Here is a 20,037-nt window from a genome sequence, read left to right as displayed (position 1 = left end):
CCGCGCCGGACGGCGTATCTCACCATGCGATATCCGGAAGGTCGTTTTCGGCCGCTCGTTAGACTGAGCCGACACAACGGACTGAGCGAGGAGCGCACGTGGGCCTTGTCGTGCAGAAGTACGGAGGCTCCTCCGTAGCCGATGCCGAGGGCATCAAGCGCGTCGCCAAGCGGATCGTGGAGACCAGGAACAACGGCCATCAGGTGGTCGTCGTGGTCTCGGCGATGGGCGACACGACGGACGAGCTGATCGATCTCGCCGAGCAGGTCTCCCCGCAGCCCGCCGGGCGTGAGCTCGACATGCTGCTGACCGCCGGGGAGCGGATCTCCATGGCCCTGCTGGCGATGGCGATCAAAAAGCTGGGCGCCAAGGCCCAGTCGTTCACGGGCAGCCAGGCGGGGGTCATCACCGACTCGGTCCACAACAAGGCCCGCATCATCGATGTCACCCCGGGCCGGATCCGCACCGCCCTGGACGAGGGCAACGTCGCGATCGTCGCCGGATTCCAGGGCGTCAGCCAGGACAAGAAGGACATCACCACGCTGGGGCGCGGCGGGTCCGACACCACGGCCGTGGCGCTGGCCGCCGCGCTGGACGCCGAGGTCTGCGAGATCTACACCGATGTGGACGGCGTCTTCACCGCCGACCCGCGGGTGGTCAAGAAGGCGAAGAAGATCGACTGGATCTCCTTCGAGGACATGCTGGAGCTGGCCTCGTCCGGCTCCAAGGTGCTGCTCCACCGCTGTGTGGAGTACGCCCGCCGTTACGACATCCCGATCCACGTGCGGTCCAGCTTCAGCGGGCTGCGCGGCACCTGGGTCAGCAGCGAGCCGATCGATCAAGGGGACCAGAAGGTGGAGCAGGCCATCATCTCCGGTGTCGCGCACGACACCTCCGAGGCCAAGATCACCGTCGTCGGTGTGCCGGACAAGCCGGGCGAGGCCGCCTCGATCTTCCGGACCATCTCGGATGCCGAGATCAATATCGACATGATCGTGCAGAACGTGTCGGCGGCCTCCACCGGGCTCACCGACATCTCCTTCACCCTCCCCAAGAGCGAGGGCCGCAGCGCCCTCGACGCCCTGGAGAAGGCCAAGGCCGTCATCGGCTTCGACACCCTGCGCTACGACGACCAGATCGGCAAGATCTCCCTGGTCGGCGCCGGGATGAAGACCAACCCCGGGGTCACCGCGGACTTCTTCACCGCGCTGTCCGAGGCGGGCGTGAACATCGAGCTGATCTCGACATCCGAGATCCGTATCTCGGTGGTCACCCGGGCCGACGACGTCCCGGAGGCCGTCCGGGCCGTGCACAGCGCGTTCGGGCTGGACTCCGACAGTGACGAGGCCGTCGTCTATGGGGGCACCGGCCGATGACCGGGCGCCCGACGCTCGCGGTCGTGGGAGCGACCGGGGCCGTCGGCACGGTCATGCTCCAGATCCTGTCCCAGCACGCGGACATCTGGGGCGAGATCCGTCTGATCGCCTCCCCGCGCTCGGCCGGCCGCAAGCTGGCCGTGCGCGGCGAGGAGGTCGAGGTCGTGGCACTGAGCGAGCAGGCGTTCGACGGCGTCGACATCGCCCTGTTCGACGTGCCCGACGAGGTGTCCGCCCAGTGGGCGCCGATCGCCGCCGCCAAGGGCGTGGTGGTCGTGGACAACTCCGGCGCCTTCCGGATGGACCCGGACGTCCCCCTGGTCGTCCCCGAGGTCAACGCGCACGCGGTCCGGATGCGCCCGCGCGGCATCGTCGCCAACCCCAACTGCACCACCCTGTCCATGATCGTCGCCCTGGGCGCGCTGCACGCCGAGTACGGTCTGCGCGAGCTGGTGGTCTCCTCGTACCAGGCGGTCAGCGGTGCCGGGCGGGCCGGGGTGGACACCCTGCGCGAACAGCTCGCCCTGGTGGCCGGTACGGAGCTGGGGACCGCGCCGGGCGATCTGCGCCGGGCCGTCGGCGACCGCACCGGGCCGTTCCCGGAGCCGGTCGCGCTGAACGTCGTCCCGTGGGCCGGGTCGCTGCGCGAGGACGGCTGGTCGTCGGAGGAGATGAAGGTGCGGGACGAGTCCCGCAAGATCCTCGGTCTGCCCGCCCTGCCGGTCGCCGTGACCTGCGTCCGGGTGCCGGTGGTCACCACCCACTCCCTCACCGTCCACGCCCGCTTCCAGCGCGAGGTCACCGTGGCCGGGGCGCGCGAGATCCTCGCCACCACGCCGGGTGTGGTGCTGGTCGACAACCCGGCCGCCGGGGAGTTCCCGACCCCCGCCGACGCGGTCGGCACCGACCCCACCTGGGTCGGCCGGGTCCGCCGCGCCCTGGACGACCCCACCGCCCTGGAACTCTTCGTCTGCGGTGACAACCTGCGCAAGGGCGCCGCCCTGAACACGGCCCAGATCGCGGAACTGGTGGCGGCGGAGCCGCGGGGCGGGAGCGCCGGAGGCGGGAGCGCCGGAGGCGGCGACGACCGCTGAGCCCCTGAGCCCCTGCCCTCCCTGGACTCCCTGCCCTCCCTGGGCCCCTGGGCCCCTGGGCCCCTGAGCCCTGGACCTCTGGCCCCTTGGTCCGCGCTGGGTGCGCTCCCATGTGGGGAATCGGTGGCAGGGCGGGGCCCGGACGGATATTTGTCCTGGCGTCTGCGGGATCGGTTTGTAGGATCTGTGTTCGGCATGTGAGCCGGGTAATGGTCCTGACCACTTGAACCGGTGGCCTGTGCCGTTCGAAGATTTCCTCCCGCCCTCCGCAACCGCGCGAAGGGCGGTAAGCGTCTACGCCGTCGCCCTTCCGGGCTTTATCCGTGCCCTACCGGGCGCGGAGACGCGTGTAGACCGGCGTGGGGACGCCGTGCCGCGGGCGTGGGGACGCCCGCTCCAGGTGGGACATAGGGGAAGAGCGGGACGCATGTGGTCAACTGAGGCACCGTCATCTGTGCAGCCCGGCGAGAGAGGCGAGAGAAGGACGTCGGCCGCACACCACGGCGCAAAAGTGACGCCCGGCACGTACAACCCTCGCGGGGGCAGGCGTGTCCAACTGGCGTGGCAGAGGTACTCGACTTCACATCGGCTGCGCGCGGCACCGCACTGCGACCGCCCGTACCGCGCCGTCGGCCCAGAGCGGCCGGCGGGCCCGGTGGCATGCCGGTGATCGCCCCCATGCCCGCAGCGCAGCCCACGCCCATCCCCGGCCAGCGCGAGTCCACCGAGGACATCGCCGCGGGGACCACGGTCGACCACCTCACCGAGACCTACCGCACGCACTACCGCTCGCTGCTCGGTCTCGCCGCCCTGCTCCTCGACGACACCGCCTCCTGCGAGGACGTCGTCCAGGAGGCGTTCATCCGGGTCCACTCGGCCCGCAAACGGGTCCGCGACCCGGAGAAGACGCTGGCCTACCTCCGCCAGACCGTCGTCAACCTGTCCCGCTCCGCGCTGCGCCGCCGCATCCTCGGCCTGAAGCTGCTCTCCAAGCCGATGCCGGACATGGCGAGCGCCGAGGAGGGCGCCTACGACCAGTTGGAGCGGGACTCCCTGATCAAGGCGATGAAGGGCCTCCAGCGCCGTCAGCGCGAGGTCCTGGTGCTGCGCTACTTCGCCGATATGACCGAGGCCCAGGTCGCCGAGTCGCTCGGCATATCGCTGGGCTCGGTCAAGGCGTACGGCTCACGCGGTATCGCGGCCCTGCGGCTGGCGATGGAGGCATCGGCATGAGCGGCGACGGCAGCGAGGGCCGGGCGGGCGAGGGCCCCGAGCGGCGCCACCTCCGGGTGCCCCGGGTGCCTCAGGAGCCTCAGATGCCCCAGGCCCAGGGACACCAGGTGCCTCCGGGGCCGCAGGTGCCGCAGGTGCCTGGGGAGCCGCCCGTGTCCGGTCCGGCGCACCCGTGCCACCAGTACCAAGAGCACCACAAGCACCAGGAACACCCGCACACTGGGAACGGAACGAGCGCCACCGTGAACGACCCTCTCGACGACCAGGGCCCCGGGGGGCTCGACTCGGACGAGCTGGAGCTGCGCGGCCTGCTGCACCAGGTGGTGCAGGACATCGAGCCCCGCGACGGCACGCTGGAGCATCTGCGCCGGGCGGTGCCCGCGCGGCGCGCCCGCAAGCGGCAGGCGGCGGTCGGCGTGGCCGCGGCGGCCCTGTTCCTCGGTACCGCCGTGCCCGCCCTGGTGCATGTCTCCAACTCCACCGGCTCCAGCGCCGACCCCTCGATCGCCGGGCTCGGCCAGGACGCCACGGGCGGCGCCAGCGAGGGCGCGGGCCCCGACGGCGGCTCCGGCACCGTCGGCGGCTCGACCGGCGGCGGCCCCGCCACCGGCCACGAGGGCGACCAGGAGGACGCCTCCGGCGACGACGACAGCCCCGGGACCACTCCCGGCGTCCCGCCCGGCGGCCCGTCGCCCTCCGAGGTGCCCACCACCCCGGTGTGCACGGCCGCCCAGCTCGGCGGGGGCACGGCCGCCGCCGACGTCCCCGACTCGGCCGGCACGGTCTACGGCACCTTCCGGATCAGCAATGTCTCCGGCGAGAGCTGTACCGTCACGGGTCCCGGCACCGTCACGCCGATCCCGCTGGGCGCCGCCGACCCGGCCAAGATCTCCGTCGCCCGGCACGCCTCGGGCGATGTCGCCGCGGAACTGCCCGACCCGTCCACCGAGACCGGCCAGCTCGTGCTGCTCCCGGGTGCCGCCTACGAGGTGCGGTTCGCCTGGGTGCCCGCCGAGACCTGCCCCGTCGAGGGCGGCGGCACGGGCGGCACCGGCGGCCCGTCCCCCGATCCGTCCCCGAGCGCCGACCCCGGGACGACGACCGGCGGCAGCACGGGCGGCGACACCGGCACGAGCACCCAGCTCGTCACCGAGGACGGCACGGCGGACGGCAGCGTCCAGGTGTCGTACACCCCGGAGGCCGGTTCGGAGTCGGTGTCGGTGGTGGTGCCGGACGCGTGCGCCGGGACGGTCTACCGGACCGGGGTGCTGGCGGGGTCGTAGCGCGGACCGGGCGGGGCGCCCTAACGAGTGGCGGCGGGCGCCGGTTCCCGGCGCTGCTCCCCGGGGTCCCCCTCGGGGGCGTCCCCGAGGCCCATCCGGGCGTCCCGTACCGACTCCACCTCGCGGCGCAGCAGCCGGAACCACATGAAGACCACGAAGCCCGCGAAGACGAACCACTCACCGGTGTAGCCGAGATTCTGGAACGCCTTGAGGTCGAGCCCGGTGTCGGCGGCGGCCGTCGCGGGCACCGCCCGCATCCCGGAGTCGCCCTCGTCCAGGGTGATCCAGGCGTCGAAGATCTCGTAGGGCACGAGATTGACCAGGGAGGCCGAGCTGATCGCGCCGGTCTGGCCGGCGGGCAGTCCGCTGAGGGCGGGCACGCCGTTGCTGCCGGGGGTCTCGGACGCCTGGAGCGCGCCGGTGACGGTGACCTCGCCGGCCGGCGGGGCGGGGGCCCGCGCGGTGTCGGCGGTGCCGGGGAGCCAGCCGCGGACCACGGGCAGGGCCCGGCCGTCGTCGGTGCGCAGCAGGGTGAGGACGTAGGCGCCGGGGCGTTCGTCCAGGGGGCGGTCCGGGACCAGGAACTGCTCGGCGTACTCGCCGGTGGCGGTGGCCCGTTCGCCGGAGGTCTCCTTGTCGACCGGGAGCAGCTCGGTCAGCGGCCGGGCCGCGCCGGTCCGGTCGGTGGTGGGCTCCTCGGTCGCCGAGCGGTGGGTGTCCATCCGCTCCTCGAACCGGCTGAGCTGCCAGGACCCCATGAAGACGCAGAAGGGGATGGCCAGCACGACGAAGACGTTGATCCCCCACCAGCGGGGAGTCAGCAGAAACCGGTACACGCCCCCACGGTACGGGGGCGGGGCGGGGCGTCCGGGCGCGGGGGTCGGTTGCGGGGTCGGTTGCGCGGCACGGCAGTGGCCGGCGGGGTCGGCGGGGCCGGTGGGGCGGGTGCGGACGGACCGGCCGGGTCGGCAAGGTGTGAGGTCGGTGAGTGGTTGGGCAAAGTTATCCACAGGCTGAGGGGCTCGGGCGCGCGATGTCGGTCCGGACGGGCAGTATGGGGCCATGACTGAGAGCAACGGGTCCGTCTCGCCGGATCATCAGCACCGTGTGTCCATGCCGGACTGGGAGAAGCGCTTCAGGGCACCCCGGGTGTCCCTGCCCGACTGGGCGGAGGACGCGCCGGACCGCTCCCTGTTCGTCTCCAATGCGACAGGGACGTACGAGCTGTACGCGTGGGACCGGTCGACCGGGGCGCAGCGCCAGGTCACCGACCGGCCGAACGGCACGACGGACGGTGTGCTCTCCCCGGACGGCGCCTTCGTCTGGTGGTTCGACGACAAGGACGGCGACGAGTTCGGGGTGTGGCGCCGCCAGCCCTTCGAGGGCGGCCCCGACGAGCCGGCCACGCCGGGCCTGGACCCCTCCTACCCGGCGGGCCTGGCCCTCGGCCGGGACGGGCGGACGGCGGTGGTGGGCCGTTCGACGGACGACGAGGGGACGAGCATCCATCTGGCCCGCTCGGGCGAGGAGCCGGTACTGATCTACCGGCACCGCGAGTCGGCGGGCGTCGGCGATCTCGCGCACGACGGGGCGCTGATCGCCATCGAGCACACCGAGCACGGGGACGCGATGCACTCCGCGCTGCGCGTGGTCCGCCCCGACGGCACCACGATCGCGGAGCTGGACGACACCAAGGGCGGCACCGAGGAACTGGGCCTGGAGGTGCTGGGCTTCGCCCCGGTGGACGGGGACACCCGGCTGCTCATCGGCCACCAGCGGCGCGGTCGCTGGGAGCCCCTGGTGTGGGACGTGGCGGCGGGCACGGAGACGGACCTGTCGCTGGAGCTGCCCGGCGATGTCAGCGCCGAGTGGTACCCGGACGGCACGGGGCTGCTGATCGTGCACAGCTTCGAGGCCCGCAGCGAGCTGTTCCGGTACGACCTGGCGAGCGCCGCCCTGGAGCGGGTGCCGACCCCGCCGGGGACGGTGTCGGGGGCGACGGCCCGGCCGGACGGGTCGGTGGAGTACCTGTGGTCGTCGGCGGCCGAGCCGCCGGCGGTGCGGTCCACGGACGGCTCGGTGGTGCTGGACCCGCCCGGGATGAAGTCCCCGGGGTCGGTGCCGGTGGAGGACGTGTGGGTGGAGGGGCCGGGCGGCCGGATCCACGCGCTGGTGCAGAAGCCGGCGGGGGCGACCGGCCCGCTGCCGACCGTCTTCGAGATCCACGGCGGCCCGACCTGGCACGACAGTGACGCCTTCGCCGCGGGCCCGGCGGCGTGGGTGGACCACGGGTACGCGGTGATCCGGGTCAACTACCGCGGCTCCACCGGCTACGGCCGGGCCTGGACGGACGCCCTGAAGCACCGGGTGGGCCTGATCGAGCTGGAGGACATCGCGGCGGTTCGCCAGTGGGCGGTGACCTCGGGGCTCGCCGACCCGGCCCGGCTGATCCTGACCGGCGGCTCCTGGGGCGGCTACCTCACCCTGCTGGGCCTGGGCACCGAGCCGGGCGCCTGGACGGTCGGCATCGCGGCGGTCCCGGTCGCCGACTACGTCACCGCGTACTACGACGAGATGGAGGCGCTCAAGGCCATGGACCGGACCCTGCTCGGCGGTACGCCGGAGGAGGTGCCGGACCGCTTCGAGGCGTCCTCGCCGCTGACCTATGTGGAGGAGGTCGAGGCGCCGGTCTACATCTCGGCCGGGGTCAACGACCCGCGCTGCCCGATCCGCCAGATCGACAACTACGTCAAGCGGCTGGAGGCCCGGGGCGCCGCCCACGAGGTGTACCGCTACGACGCGGGGCACGGCTCGCTGGTGGTGGACGAGCGGATCAAGCAGGTCCGGCTGGAGCTGGACTTCGCGAACCGGCACCTGGAGGGCGTACGGGACGGCGGTCCGGGCGCGGTCCCGGTCGGCTGACGCGCCGCCGGGCGCCTACCCGGCGGGTGGCGGTGGCAGCCGGACCACCGCCACGCCGCTGTCCAGGTCGACGCGGGTGCGGTGCGGGGGAGCGCCGTCCTCCTCGTCGTCCCGCATCAGCAGCGAGGACTGGCGCTCCTTCAGCTCGTGCGCCTTCCCGGCGGAGAGCGCCCCGTGCAACTGCTCGAACCCGGTGGCGGACACCTGCCCGACCCGCGCGGAGTTCCGCCAGGGCAGCAGCCCGGCCCGGCCCATTCTGAGCAGCAGTTGATCCACGAAGGCGATGACGGTGAGCAGGATCACCAGCCCGGGAAGCGTGACGAAAACAGCGAACTCCATGGGGCCAGTGTGCGCCCATGGAGTCCGCGGGGGGAGGGGGTTGGGGGAAGTGGTCGAACGGAGGTGCGGGGAGCGGAGCGCCTCACGGCGGGCCGTCCGCCACCGGTGGTTCAGGTCGGCAGGCGCCAGTGCGGGCCACCGGGGTCGCCCAGCCGCCCTCGTCCACCGCGGTCATGCCGATGCCGTCCGATGGGGGGGCGCCGGCTCGCCGCCGGCCACCGATGGCGCTCTCGCCCCGGTCCCAGAGCCGCAGCGGGCCGTCCTTTTCGCCTGCTGGGCGGTGACCCCGTTCACCTGGGTGACCCGGGTGGTGTCCTGGTACACCGTGCGCTGCCAGGCGTCGCCATCACGGGGACTCCCCGGCGGACACCTCGGCGGGTACCACCAGCCGGCACCAGGTCTGCGCGCCGCCGTCGCCGGTGCCCCAGCTCCCGTTGTGTTCCTCGGCGATGGCCTGCACCATCAGCAGCCCCCGCCCGGACTCCGCGCTCGCATCCGGTGCCAGCGGCACAGCCTCCCTGGGCATCCCGTCGATGACGACCATGATGAGGAAGCCGTCCCGGACGCCCAGCACGAGACGGATCTCCCTCGTCCCGCTGTGCCGCAGCGCGTTCGTCACCAGCTCGGACACGACGAGGCAGGCCGGGTCGATCAGCGTCTCCAGCCCGACGAGCCGCAGCCGCGCGGCGGCGATCCGGCGCAGGACGCCGACCCGATGGGCGTCCTCCTCGCGGACCGGGGCGCCGCGGTCACGCGGAGCGACCGCGATCCGCTCATCCATCACCGCCCCGTCCGATGGTGGGAGCGGGCGATGTCGTACGGCTGTCGTCGTCATCACGTCCTCAAGGGGTGCGAAGAGCTGATGAAGTGGAGTGGCTCGCACGGTCCTGCCGACGGGGCTCGTCGCGGGGAGCGAGGAGGCGTGGCGTTCTCGTCATGTGCCGTGCGGGTGGGTACAGAAGGCGTGTCCGACGGCCGAGGCGCGGGCACGTATCCAGCCAACGCCAGATCGTTGTCACCCGGGAGAGCCAGAGTGAGGTGCATTCACCGGTGGGGGCCGGATCGGGGGGCCAGGATGGAATCCGGCATTCGAGAGAACACCTGAGGGCGGCGCATGGTGAGTCCGGAGGGCATCGGCAATCTGTTGTGCGGCTTGCGCCGGAAGGCCGGTCGGTCGCGATCCGAGCAGGCCCAGCACCTGGCGGATGTCAGTGGGGAGCCGGTTGACCCGGACAATCTGAAGCGGTGGGAGACCGAGAAGCGTCTCCCCACCCCCGTCTTTCACCGCGTGATTGCGGTGGGATACGGGGCCACCGTCGAGGAAATCCAGAAGGCGGTGGCCGCCAGCCGCCGCTACCGGCGACTCATGTCAGCATCGGTACTGCTGGGTCAGGACGAGGAGGACGATGTGGACCGCCGCGCGTTCGGTCTGTCGGTGCTCGCCGCCGGGATCGCCACCGAACCATGGGGAAGGCTCGCCGCTGCGGTCTCCGGTGGTCCCCCTGACAGCAGGACGGTTGAGCGCTTGGTCACGGACACGGCCGAGCTGTTCGTCACCGAGCACCATCTGCCCGCCAGGCAACTGGCCCGGCGGCTGGGCGCACATCTGGAGATCCTCACCTCGCTCATCCCGCGCTCCGGTGCCCACCGTGCCGCGCTGACCGTGGCAGCCGGTGAGACCGCCGCACTCGCGGGCTGGGCCGCCTTCGACACGGGCGACCTGGAGCAGGCCCAGAACTACTACGGGACAGCCGCGCTCGCGGGACGGGAAGCCGGGCACCCGGCCGTTGTGGCCCTCGCCCTGGGCTATGCCTCCTATGCCCTCCCCCCGGACAAGGCCCGCACCGTGCTGTCTTCCGCTCAGCAGCATGTCCGAGGTCCCGGCTATGCCACCGCCCGCTCCTGGCTGGCGGGCCGGGAGGCCGAGGAAGCAGCACTCCTCGGTGACGACGACGGAGCCGTGCGCGCGCTGGAGCGCGCCACCACTGCCTTCGACTACGCCGACCCCGGTACCGAGCAGGCGTGGACGCGCTTCTACCGGCGCCCACGCCTCGACTCCCTGATGCTGTCGACGTACTCGCGGTTGCGGCATCGGGACCTGGAGAAGGCCGCACAGGACGCTTTGACGCATTTGGGCGAGGACGACTCCAAGGTCCGTATCGCTGTCCTCGCCGACGTGGCGACCGGGTACCTGGTCTCCGGCGACCTGGAACAGGCCGTGTCGGTCGGGCACCGGTTCGTCGAGGCCGCTCTGGATACGCCCACCACGATGGGTCGGCAGCGACTCGCCTCCCTGGCCACCCGTCTGCCGGTGCAGAACAGCGCGGCGCACGACCTCACCGAGAGCATCCGCACCGCGCTGGCCGCCTGATCAGCCCTCGGCCGTCTCGGCGCTCACCCACAGGAGGTACTCGTCGCTGCCGAACAGCACGGGTGTAGCGATGATCTCCGGTGTGTCGTAGTGGTGCACCGTTTTGATGTGCTGTTCCAGCGCTGGATAGCGCTCCACCGTGGTCTTGTAGAGCACGCGCCACTCCGGTTCGGTCTGCACCGCGCCCTCCCACCGGTACACGCTGGTGACCGGCCCCTCGATCTGCGCGCATGCCGCGACCCTGGCCTCCACCGCGCTGGAGGCCAGAGCCGTAGCCCGGTCGGCGCTGTCGGTCGTGGTCAGAACTGTCAGATATTCGGGCACGGCCTTCTCCTTCATACGCGGATGCTGCGACCGTACTGGGCCCGCCGCAAGTCCTTGGAGCCATGGGCCTGTTGAACGAGGCGGGCCCGCTCCCAGCCGGATGCCCGGATGGCCGGATGACCACCGAACGTGAACGGCCCCCGCTCAGGCGGGGGCCGTTGGTCGTGGGGAGGGGCGGGGCGGGGCCGGGGTCAGCTCGGGTCGCGGTGGAAGAGGGACTTGGACCAGAAGTAGCCGAGGACGGCCAGGGCCAGGCACCAGGTGACGGCGATCCAGCCGTTGTTGCCGATCTCCGTGCCGAGCAGCAGGCCGCGCAGGGTCTCGATGGCCGGGGTGAAGGGCTGGTACTCGGCGATGGGCTGGAACCAGCCCGGCATGGCGTCGACCGGCACGAAGGCGCTGGACAGCAGCGGCAGGACCATCAGCGGCATGGCGCTGTTGCTGGCGGCCTCGGCGTTGGGGCTGCCGAGGCCCATCCCGACCGCGATCCAGGTGAGGGCGAAGGCCATCAGGGACAGCAGCCCGACCGCGAGCACCCATTCCAGGACGGTGGCGTCGGTGGAGCGGAAACCGATGGCGACGGCGACCGCGCCGACCAGGAGCACGCTCGCCACGCACTGGATCACACTGCCGAGGACGTGGCCGATGAGGACCGAGCCGCGGTGGATGGCCATGGTGCGGAAGCGGGCGATGATGCCCTCGTTCATATCGGTGGCGACGGAGACCGCGCTGCCGATGGTGGTGCCGCCGATGGTGAGCAGCAGGATGCCGGGGACGACATAGGCGAGGTAGTCGGAGCGGTCGACCCCGCCCTCGATGCCCGCGCTCATCACATCGCCGAAGATGTAGACGAAGAGGAGCAGCAGCATGACCGGGGTGAGCAGCAGGTTGAGGGTGAGGGAGGGGTAGCGCCGGGCGTGCAGGAGGTTGCGCCGGAGCATGGTGGACGAGTCCCGCAGGGCGAGGGTGAGGGAGCTGCTCATCGGGCGTTCTCCTTGTGGTGACCGGCGGCCTGGCCGGGGATCTCGGGGGTGGTGGCGGTGAGGGCGAAGAAGACGTCGTCGAGGTCGGGGGTGTGGACGGTGAGTTCATCGGCCTCGACCCCGGCGGAGTCGAGCCAGTCGAGCAGGGAGCGCAGTTCGCGCTGGGTGCCGTCGCTGGGCAGGTGCAGGGCGAGGGCCTCGTCGTCGCGGGCGACCTCGCGCAGGGCGGTGGCCGCGGCGCGGTACGCGGCGGGGTCGGTGAAGCGGAGCCGGACGTGGCCGCCCGGGATGAGCCGCTTCAGCTCCTCCGCGGTGCCCTCGGCGGCGATCTTCCCGTTGTTGAGGACGGCGATCCGGTCGGCGAGCTGGTCGGCCTCTTCGAGGTACTGGGTGGTGAGGAAGACGGTCACCCCGCCGCTGACGAGTTCCTTGATGATCTGCCACATGTTGTGCCGGGAGCGGGGGTCGAGCCCGGTCGTGGGCTCGTCCAGGAAGATGATCTTCGGGTCGCCGACCAGGGTCATCGCGATGTCCAGGCGGCGCTTCATCCCGCCGGAGTAGGTGGCGGCGGGCTTCTTCGCGGCGGCGGTGAGGTCGAAGCGGGTGAGGAGTTCGGCGGTGACCCGGCGGCCCTCGGCCTTGCCCAGATGGTGCAGATCGGCCATGAGGAGCATGTTCTCCTCGCCGGTGATCAGCCCGTCCACGGCGGAGAACTGACCGGTGACCCCGATCGCGGCCCGCACGGACTGGGGAGCGCGGGCCAGGTCGTGACCGGCGACCTGCGCCTGACCGCCGTCGGCCCGGATCAGGGTGGAGAGGATCTTCACGGCGGTGGTCTTCCCGGCCCCGTTCGGGCCGAGCAGGGCGAACACCGAGCCGGTCGGGATGGCCAGGTCGACGCCGTCGAGGACGGTCTTGTCGCCGTAGGACTTGCGCAGATCGGTGGCGGAGACGGCGAGGGCGGGCCGGGGGCCGCCGTCCCGGTGGTGGCGGCCGGTGGGGGTGGCTGAAGGCATGACGGGGTTCCGTTTCAGGGGAGTTGGCTGGTGGGAGGGGGGTCAGATCCGGGCGCGGCGGACGTCGATGTTGCCGTGCCGGGTGCGGGCGTGGACCCGTACGGTGTCCTCGCTGTGCTGGGGGGCGCCGGAGGTGGCCAGGGAGTTGCGGATCTGGCCGGAGCCGGCGTCGATGTCGAGCCAGGCGGCGGTGCCGTGCCGCACCCCCACGTCGATGGCGCCGTACTGGGTCTTCAACTCCACCGTCCCGGAGGCGACTTCGCCGATGCGCAGGGTGCCGTGGGCGGTGGTGGCGGTGACGGAGGCGGCGGCGCGGGTGATGTCGATGTCGCCGTTGGCGCCCTTCACCCGTAGTTCGCCGGTGACCGCGCCGACCGTGGTGGTGCCGTGGGCGTTGCTGAGGACGGCGTCCCCGTCGACGGTGCCGACCCGCAGACTGCCGGAACTGGTGCCGATCTCGGCCGCGCCCTCGACCCGCTCCACGGAGATCGAGCCGTGCGACGCGGTCAGCCACAGCGGCCCGGTGGTGTCGAGCCGGACATCGCCGGAGGAGACCTTCGCCCGGACCTCGCCGAGCCGTCCCTCGCCGAGGATCTGCGTCCAGGCGCCGGTCAGTTCGACATCCGATCCGGTGGGCAGCTCGACGGTGATGTCGACGACCCCGGTCCGCCCGAGGAGACCGGACTTGGGCGTCCGTACGGTCAGCGCGCCCCCGGCGCAGGACACCTCGGTCTGCGCGGCGGCCTTGGTGTCGAGGTCCTTCTTCGGGTCGCGGGGCGCGACCCGGACGACGGTGTCGGTGCGGTCCCCGGCGGTGAACTGGAGGGAACCGGCCTCCACATGGGCGGTGACGGAGATGGCGGTGGGAGTGTCGAAAGAAGGCATGGCGGTTCCGTCCTCCCGGCTCGGCGAGCCGTCGGTGGGTGGGGATGGGGGTCTGGTCCGGGGTGGTCGGTGGGGCTGGGGTCAGCGGGTCCAGCCGGTGAAGCTGTGCCCGAGGCTCCGGGCCCGCTCGGGTGTCCGGGGCCGGGTGGCGCCGGGGCCGTCGAGCGCGGCGGAGGCGGCCCGGACCAGCCAGGCGTTGACGGACAGTCCGTCCCGGCCGGCGGCCTCCTCGACGCGGGCCTTGAGACGGCCGGGCATCCGCAGATTGACGCGGGCGGGGGCGCCGTCCTCGCCGTCGGCGAGGTACAGCACGGGGGCCGCCGTCTCCGCCTCGGGGGCGATGGCGCCACCGTCGCCGGTGGGTGGCGTCACGACGAACTCCGGGTCGAGTCCGCGCAGCCGAACCTCGACGGAGCCGGGGGCCAGTTCGCGGGTGATCTCGTCCATCGCGGCGGAGAGCAGATTGAGCATGCTCAGACGGGTTGCCGAGGTCAGGGGCGCGATGAGCCGCTCGACCAGCTCGCGGACATCGTCCCCATCGGCCTGCGCTGCCACCGTGAGTTCCCGGTGGAGAGTGTCGACGTACGGGGTGAGGTTCATGACGTCATCATGGCACCGCGATGGCGCCATGCGCAACCCTCATTGGCGCCGAGGGCGGCGCCGGGCAGGTTGCAGCTCCGCTGAGCTGCACTGATGCCGGGAAAATGGTGGGGGTGGGAGTGGTGTTGGAGGGGGTGGGGTGGGGGTGGGGGTCCCAAATGTCCGGTGGTGGGGGGTCGGTGGCGCCAGGTGGGGATGGCTGGCGCCGTGGGGGTGGGGGTGGCGCCGGGTGGCGCCAAGGGGGGGCGAGTGAGGTCCAGGGGGCGAGTGAAGTCAGGGGGCGGGTGAGGCAAAAAAAGGGGGGTGAAGCCAATGGGGTCGGGTGGGGCCAACCGGATCGGGTATCCGGCCGGGTCCCGTCGGGCCCGCCAACCCGTCGGGTCGGCCAGCCTGCCTGGGGTCGGCCAACTCGCCGGGGTCGGCCGACCCGTCGGGGCCTGCCAACCCACTGGGGCCTGCCAACCCGCCAGGCCCGCCATTCCGCCGGGGTTGGCCAGCCCGCAGACCCCGGCCAACCCCCGGGGCCTGCCAACCCGCCGGGCTCGCCAACCTGCCGGGGTCGGTCAACCTGAGGGGTCGGCCAGCCCCCCCCCGGGGCCCGCCACCCCGCCGGGGACGGCTAACCCCCCGGGGCCCCGCCAACCCCCCCAACGCCCCGCTACCCCCTCGCCGCCCCCCGTCCCAGTAGTTCCGCCAGGCCCCGTCTCGTCGCTGCCAGGATCACCCGGTCGCCGGCGTTCAGGACATAGGTGTCCGGCAGGTCCCAGACCAGGCCCGACGGGAGCGGCGTGCCGTCGCCCGCGCGGTGGCGGCCGGAGGCGTCCGTGTCCAGGGCGAGGATCCGCCACGCCCCGGGGCGGAACGCGTCCGCCACCGTCCGGCCCTCCAACTGGGGCTGCCCGCCCACCTCCAGCGCCGCGAACAGCAGCACCCGCCGCTCCACCGGGATCGCGCCCAGGATCTGCCGGCCGAGCATCGCCGACGCGAAGGCCGGGGCCGCCAGGTGCGAGACGCTGCGGCTGCGGGTCGGGGCGTCCGGGTGCGCGGCGCGCAGGGTGCGGTACACGGCGGTGGCGAAGCCGTCGTCGTACAGCCGGAGCACCACGCGGAGCTGGGAGCGGAGCGAGCGCGCGTACAGCACCGCCTCCAGGTTCGTGGTGTCCTCGCTGGTCAGGGCGAGCAGGGCGGAGGCGCGGTGGATCTTCGCGGCCTCCAGGACACCCTCCTCGGTGACATCGCCCAGCACCACCGGGACCCGCAGCCGCCGGGCCGTCGCCATCCCGCGCGCCTCCGGGTCGGACTCCACGCACACCACCGGGATGTGCAGTTCGCGCAGCCGGGTCAGCACCCGCGTACCGATCTTGCCCAGGCCCAGCAGCACCACATGGCCGCTCAGCCCGCGCGGCGGCCTGCGCAGCGAGGACGCGGTGCGGAAGGTGCCGAGCCCCTCCAGCACCGCCGCCAGCAGCACCGGCAGCAGCAGCAACCCGACCAGGCCGGAGAGGAGTTGCAGGATCTGCTGCCCGACGGGGGCGTCGACGGCCGGTTCGTTGATCGCGAACAGGTCCAGCAGGGTGATGTAGGTGGCGTGCAGCGGGTGATCGTCGGTCACCACCATCAGCGCCACCGCCAGCGCGATCACACAGGCCACCAGACCCGCCAGCGACCAGCGCAGCCGCCGGGAGAAGAGCGAGGCCAGCGGGACGCCGGTCCGGGCGGTGGACAGATGCGGGCCCGAGTACGACACCTGCTCCAGCACGATCGTCGCCCGGCCCGTCGCCGCCGTCACCGCCGCCGCGTCCGGCAGGAGCTGCGGTCCCTGGTCCCCGCTCGCGTCCGAACCGTCCGCGCCCGCCGGGTCGTTGCTGGTGGCGGAGAGCAGGGCGAGGGTGGCCAGCCCGGGGTCGGCGACCTGGCCCGGCGCGGGCGGGTGCCGCTCCACCGCCCGCAGCATCAGCCCGTCCGTCTGGACCACCTTGCTGGTGCCGGTGAGCGCCGTGGCCGCCAGCGCGGGTGCCGCCGTGTCGGCGTCGGAGAGGACCACCGTCGTGGCCTGCGCGCCGCCCGGCGCCCCGTCCGCGCCGGTCGCCAGGGCGGACGCCTGGTCGAGGAGTTCCTCGATGTGCTGGCCGAGGCGGCGGTTGTAGAGGCGCAGCACCAGCCGGAGACGGGGGTTGAGGCGGCGGGCGGTCAGCGCCGCCCGGATGTTGGTCTCGTCGTCGTCGTACACCAGCGCCAGGGCCGCCGCCCGGTCCACCCCGGCCGCCGCGAGCACGGCCTCGGTCGGTTCGGCGGCCTCCACCAGCCGCTCCCCGTCACCGGCCCCGGCCGCCGCCCCGGCCCCCGCCGCCGTCACCGGGAAGCGGTTGCCGACCGCCGCGCCCACCCGGTCCAGCAGCGCCGCCGACGCGGCCCGCGCCCGGCCCACCACCGGGGGGCGCACCCGGGGTCCGGCGGACGGGACGACGAGGGTGACCTGTTCGCCGTAGACCCCGCGCAGCTCGGCGGCCAGCCGGTGGGCCAGCCCGTCGTCCCCGCAGACGACCATCGGCGGACCCGCCCGCCCCGGCCCCGGGCTTCCGGGCCCCGGGCTCCACGGACCCTGACGCCACAGCCCCTGACTCCCCGGATCCGGGCTCCAGGGCCCAGGACTCTCCGGCCCCGGGCTCCACGGACCCGGACTCCCCGGACTCACCGGACTCCCCGGGCCCACCGGATTCCCCGGTCCCGCGCCAGCTCCAGACCCCGGCCCCGATCCGGGCCCTGTACCCGACCCCGACCCCGACCCCGGCCCCGATCCCGCCCCTGACCCCGTACCTGATCCCTGTCCCGGAATGCTCGCCACGAGGTCTCAGACTGCCGCAGCCCGAACGCCGGTTCCAGCGGGCGCCCCGCGGCCCGGCCCCGGCCCGGACCCGGACCGGGTTTGACATCCGTCCCGCCCCCCTTCCATGCTTGTGCTAATTCATTAATGGAACTACGGAAGAAGCGAAGGTGACGTGGTCGAGTACCGGATCGACCGTGGCAGCGGCGTCCCGGCCTATGTGCAGCTCGTCGAGCAGACCGAACGGGCCCTGCGCATGGGCACGTTGAAGGTCGGCGACAAGCTGCCGACGGCCAAGGAGGTCGTCGCGGCCACCGCCGTCAACCCCAACACCGTGCTGCGGGCCTACCGCGATCTGGAGGCGGCCGGGCTGGTGGAGCTGCGGCGCGGCCTCGGCACCTTCGTGACCCGGTCGCTCGCCCGGCCCGGCGCCGAGGACGACTCCCCGCTCCGCGCCGAGCTGGCCGACTGGACCGCCCGCGCCCGCCGCGCCGGACTGGAGCGCGCCGATGTGCTCGCCCTGATCACGGCGGCCCTGGACGCGTACGACGGCGCCTCCGCCCGGTCCGCGGCGCCCCCGGAAGCCCACGACACCGCGGCGCCCCCGGACACCCACGACACCGGCGTGCCCACGCGCGAAACCCCCGCCGCGAGCAGGCCCCGCCCCCCACGGCAGTCGCAGCCCCCACGCCAGTCGCGGTCCCCGCGACAGTCACCCCCCGCACGCCACCAGGAGGACGCATGACCGCGCCCGACGCGCCGCCCACCGCGCTGCGCGCCACGGGACTCGGATTCCGCTACCGGAGCGACTGGAGCAACTGGAGCGACTGGAGCAGCCGACTGGGCTGGAACCCCCGCAGCCGCCGGAACCCCCGAAGCCCACAAAGCCCTCAGAGCCGCCCGACCCCCCGCGACCAGAGCACCCGGCCCGCCGCCTGGGCCCTGCGCGACTGCGAGTTCACCGTCCCCCGCGGCCGGATCACCGCCCTCGTCGGCCGCAACGGCGTCGGCAAGAGCACCCTGCTGCACCTGGCCGGGGGCCTGCTGCGGCCCGGCGCCGGAGAGATACGCGTGCTGGACACCGTCCCAGGGACCCCCGCCGCGCGGACCCGGGTCGCCCTGGTCACCCAGGACAAACCCCTCTACCCGCGCTTCACCGTCGCCGAGACCCTCCGCCTCGGCGCCCGGCTGAACCCGACCTGGGACCCGGCCGCCGCGGAGCGCCTGGTGGCCGAGGGGGACATCCCGCTCACCGCGCGGCTCGGCGAGCTGTCGCCCGGCCGCCGGACCCGCGTCGCCCTCGCCCTCGCCCTCGGCAAGCGCCCCGAACTGCTGCTCCTGGACGAGCCGATGGCCGACCTGGACCCGGTGGTGCGCGGCCAGATCATGGCGGCGCTGATGACCGAGGCCGCCGAGTACGGCACCAGCATCGTGCTCTCCTCCCATGTCCTGCCCGAGCTGGAGCAGACCTGCGACTGGGTGCTCCTGCTCCGGGACGGCCGGGCGGCGCTGTGCGAGGACGCCGACGCGCTGCGCGAGGCGCATGTCCTGCTCACCGGCCGCGCCGACCGGGCCGGTGACCTCGCCGACCACATCGTCGTCCGGCGCAGCACCAGCGGGCGGCAGCTCACCGCGCTGATCCGGCCGTGCGGCCCGCTGCCCGGCGGCTGGCACGTCGAGCGGCCCAGGCTGGAGGACGTCCTGATGGGCCACCTCCGCGCCGACGACCCCGGCCCCATCCCCGGCGCCCCGGCGGAGGTGGCCGCGTGAGCGCCCTCGACCTGCGCCCGGCCGCCACCGCCGCCCGGCGGCACACCACCCGGGGCGCCCTGTGGCTGGCCCGGCGGCAGGCCCGGGTGCCGATCGCCGTCACCGTCGCCGTGCTCCTGGTGGCCGCCGCGGTCGCCGCGTACTCCCGCGCCGGGATGCTCGACGACCTCGCCGGCGGACGCTTCGCCCACTGCGACACCGGCCCCCTGCACTGCTCCCGCCCCGGCGACGGGCTCCCGCTGCTGCTGGACATCGCCCCGCTCCAGTACCTGGGCCTGTTCAACATCGCGCTGCCCGTGCTGATCGGCGTCTTCTGGGGCGCCCCGCTGCTCGGCCGCGACCTCGAACTCGGCACCCACCGCATGGTGCTGTCCCAGGGCATCAGCCGCACCCAGTGGTTCACCGCCCGCTACGGCCTCGCCGCCGTCTGCGCGGTCACCGGCGCCGGACTGCTCTCCTGGCTGTTCGCCTGGTGGCGGGAACCGGCCGCCGACCGCAACTACGGCCTCTTCTGGTACGAGACCAGCGCCCTCAGCGGCTCCGGCCCCCGGGTCGCCGCCGCCGCCCTCTTCGGGCTGGCCGCGGGCACCCTCATCGGGCTGCTCACCCGCCGGGTGCTGGCCGCGATGGGGCTCACCCTGCTCGCCACCGGGCTGACCGTCGTCCTGCTCGAACTCGCCCACAAGACCCGGGCGCTGGTGCCGCCGCAGTCGTACCTCAGCGCGGGCGCGAGCCCCAAGCCGCCGATGGGCGAGAAGTGGTCCACCGGCACCTACGGACTGATCACCGCCGACGGCCGCCGCGACGACGTCATGAGCTGCCCCTACCCGTCCGGCGCCGACCTGCGGCAGTGCATGGCCGACAACGGCTATGTCTCCCGCTACTACCAGGCCAACCCGCCCTCCGACTACTGGGCGTTCCAGTGGCTCGACACCGGCATCCTGGCCGGCGCCGCCCTGCTGCTCACCCTGGCGACGGTACTGATCCTGCGCCGCCGAGCCGCGTAAGCCCCTCCCA

17 protein-coding genes and 1 pseudogene are annotated in these 20,037 nt (G+C 73.2%); 9 read left to right on the top strand and 9 right to left on the bottom strand.

Annotation, left to right across the window (positions count from 1 at the left end; genetic code table 11):
• Positions 1-98 precede the first annotated feature (98 nt).
• The 4 genes from AB0O01_RS20730 to AB0O01_RS20715 all read left to right on the top strand — a co-directional run bounded on the left by AB0O01_RS20730 (position 99) and on the right by AB0O01_RS20715 (position 4,986).
• On the top strand, positions 99-1,376 hold the full coding sequence (locus AB0O01_RS20730) for an aspartate kinase (RefSeq protein ID WP_365315238.1): 1,278 nt from the start codon (positions 99-101) through the stop codon (positions 1,374-1,376).
• Entirely contained in the window at positions 1,373-2,470 is a 1,098-nt protein-coding gene (locus tag AB0O01_RS20725) for an aspartate-semialdehyde dehydrogenase (RefSeq protein WP_365315236.1), read from the top strand. Before AB0O01_RS20730 ends, AB0O01_RS20725 begins: the two co-directional genes overlap by 4 nt.
• 660 nt (positions 2,471-3,130) lie before the next feature.
• A complete protein-coding gene (locus AB0O01_RS20720) occupies positions 3,131-3,703 on the top strand; it encodes a SigE family RNA polymerase sigma factor (protein ID WP_365315234.1) in 573 nt (190 codons plus the stop codon).
• Between the two features lie 242 nt (positions 3,704-3,945).
• Positions 3,946-4,986, top strand: a complete 1,041-nt coding sequence (locus tag AB0O01_RS20715; RefSeq protein WP_365315233.1) for a hypothetical protein — start codon at positions 3,946-3,948, stop codon at positions 4,984-4,986.
• Between the two features lie 20 nt (positions 4,987-5,006).
• On the opposite strand, the gene AB0O01_RS20710 is transcribed toward AB0O01_RS20715, so the two are convergent.
• Positions 5,007-5,822 (bottom strand): SURF1 family protein, encoded by an 816-nt coding sequence (locus AB0O01_RS20710; protein WP_365315231.1) that lies wholly within the window; start codon positions 5,820-5,822, stop codon positions 5,007-5,009.
• A gap of 226 nt (positions 5,823-6,048) precedes the next feature.
• Here AB0O01_RS20710 and AB0O01_RS20705 point away from each other — a divergent pair, with 226 nt between their 5' ends.
• A complete protein-coding gene (locus AB0O01_RS20705; RefSeq protein ID WP_365315230.1) occupies positions 6,049-7,908 on the top strand; it encodes a prolyl oligopeptidase family serine peptidase in 1,860 nt (619 codons plus the stop codon).
• 15 nt (positions 7,909-7,923) lie between these two features.
• Here AB0O01_RS20705 and AB0O01_RS20700 read toward each other — a convergent pair whose 3' ends face one another.
• Both AB0O01_RS20700 and AB0O01_RS20695 read right to left on the bottom strand, forming a co-directional pair.
• Positions 7,924-8,247 (bottom strand): DUF6191 domain-containing protein, encoded by a 324-nt coding sequence (locus tag AB0O01_RS20700; RefSeq protein WP_365315228.1) that lies wholly within the window; start codon positions 8,245-8,247, stop codon positions 7,924-7,926.
• A gap of 346 nt (positions 8,248-8,593) precedes the next feature.
• Entirely contained in the window at positions 8,594-9,028 is a 435-nt protein-coding gene (locus tag AB0O01_RS20695; RefSeq protein WP_365315226.1) for an ATP-binding protein, read from the bottom strand.
• A 585-nt stretch (positions 9,029-9,613) separates the two neighbouring features.
• On the opposite strand from AB0O01_RS20695, the gene AB0O01_RS20690 reads away from it, so the two are divergent.
• On the top strand, positions 9,614-10,618 hold the full coding sequence (locus AB0O01_RS20690) for a transcriptional regulator (RefSeq protein WP_365315224.1): 1,005 nt from the start codon (positions 9,614-9,616) through the stop codon (positions 10,616-10,618).
• Here the strand turns inward: AB0O01_RS20690 and cutA are convergent, their stop codons facing one another.
• From cutA to AB0O01_RS20660, 6 genes are all read right to left on the bottom strand, one after another.
• Entirely contained in the window at positions 10,619-10,957 is a 339-nt protein-coding gene (cutA, locus tag AB0O01_RS20685; protein ID WP_365315222.1) for a divalent-cation tolerance protein CutA, read from the bottom strand.
• Positions 10,958-11,133: 176 nt separating this feature from the next.
• A complete protein-coding gene (locus AB0O01_RS20680) occupies positions 11,134-11,925 on the bottom strand; it encodes an ABC transporter permease (RefSeq protein ID WP_365315220.1) in 792 nt (263 codons plus the stop codon).
• Positions 11,922-12,941, bottom strand: coding sequence for an ATP-binding cassette domain-containing protein (locus AB0O01_RS20675; RefSeq protein WP_365315219.1), 1,020 nt, complete (start codon positions 12,939-12,941; stop codon positions 11,922-11,924). The genes AB0O01_RS20680 and AB0O01_RS20675 overlap by 4 nt, the downstream gene beginning before the upstream one ends.
• A 42-nt stretch (positions 12,942-12,983) precedes the next feature.
• Positions 12,984-13,826 (bottom strand): DUF4097 family beta strand repeat-containing protein, encoded by an 843-nt coding sequence (locus AB0O01_RS20670; RefSeq protein ID WP_365315218.1) that lies wholly within the window; start codon positions 13,824-13,826, stop codon positions 12,984-12,986.
• A gap of 81 nt (positions 13,827-13,907) precedes the next feature.
• Positions 13,908-14,426, bottom strand: coding sequence for a hypothetical protein (locus AB0O01_RS20665; protein ID WP_365315217.1), 519 nt, complete (start codon positions 14,424-14,426; stop codon positions 13,908-13,910).
• A 658-nt stretch (positions 14,427-15,084) separates the two neighbouring features.
• On the bottom strand, positions 15,085-16,974 hold the full coding sequence (locus AB0O01_RS20660; protein WP_365315215.1) for an NAD-binding protein: 1,890 nt from the start codon (positions 16,972-16,974) through the stop codon (positions 15,085-15,087).
• Between the two features lie 451 nt (positions 16,975-17,425).
• Between AB0O01_RS20660 and AB0O01_RS20655 the strand changes: the two are divergent.
• The 3 genes and pseudogenes from AB0O01_RS20655 to AB0O01_RS20645 all read left to right on the top strand — a co-directional run.
• Positions 17,426-17,797, top strand: a pseudogene (locus AB0O01_RS20655) (GntR family transcriptional regulator); the annotation flags it as partial.
• A 194-nt stretch (positions 17,798-17,991) separates the two neighbouring features.
• Positions 17,992-19,020 (top strand): ABC transporter ATP-binding protein, encoded by a 1,029-nt coding sequence (locus AB0O01_RS20650; protein ID WP_365315213.1) that lies wholly within the window; start codon positions 17,992-17,994, stop codon positions 19,018-19,020.
• The gene (locus AB0O01_RS20645) at positions 19,017-20,027 is read left to right on the top strand and encodes a transporter (protein WP_365315212.1); all 1,011 of its coding nucleotides are present in this window, start codon (positions 19,017-19,019) and stop codon (positions 20,025-20,027) included. The genes AB0O01_RS20650 and AB0O01_RS20645 overlap by 4 nt, the downstream gene beginning before the upstream one ends.
• Positions 20,028-20,037 lie beyond the last annotated feature (10 nt).

Source organism: Streptomyces sp. NPDC093252 (assembly GCF_040683675.1).
Classification (GTDB): domain Bacteria; phylum Actinomycetota; class Actinomycetes; order Streptomycetales; family Streptomycetaceae; genus Streptomyces.
Note: the sequence above shows the minus strand (reverse complement) of the source record. Positions and strands in the feature narration are given on the sequence as shown.